At 43.5% G+C, this 455-nt stretch carries 1 protein-coding gene; it reads left to right on the plus strand.

The genetic code is table 11. The features are described 5' to 3' along the window. On the plus strand, positions 1-455 hold a 455-nt coding region (locus H6A28_RS14905; RefSeq protein ID WP_204481087.1), incomplete at both ends, for a lactate/malate family dehydrogenase.

The raw sequence follows: 455 nt of genomic DNA on the forward strand, positions 1-455 counted from the left end.
TTTTATATGCGCAAACTCGCTGTTATCGGGCTCGGACACGTCGGTGCTACCGTAGCCTACACATTAGTTACTAAGGGCTTAGTTGATGAGCTCGTCTTAATCGACAAGAATGAAGATAAGGTGGTCGCAGAACAATACGACCTACTCGATATGCTCGCTCGTATCGATACCAGCACTAAGATTAAGATTCAAGACTATGCTAGTCTTAAGGATGCAGATGTCATCATCACCACCTTTGGTAACATTCGTGCTCTTTCTGATGGTGGTAACCGTTTTGGCGAATTCGACCATAATGTTGCTCAAGTTAAAGAGGTTGGGCAAAAAATTAAAGAAAGTGGCTTTAACGGCGTGATTGTCAACGTCACTAACCCTTGTGATGTTATCGCTACTCTCCGTGTTCGTTATACTGGTCTACCACACAATCAAGTTGTAGGAACCGGTACTTTCCTTGATAC

Origin of the sequence: Bacteroides mediterraneensis, assembly GCF_016900355.1 — a bacterium.
GTDB lineage: Bacteria > Bacteroidota > Bacteroidia > Bacteroidales > Bacteroidaceae > Phocaeicola.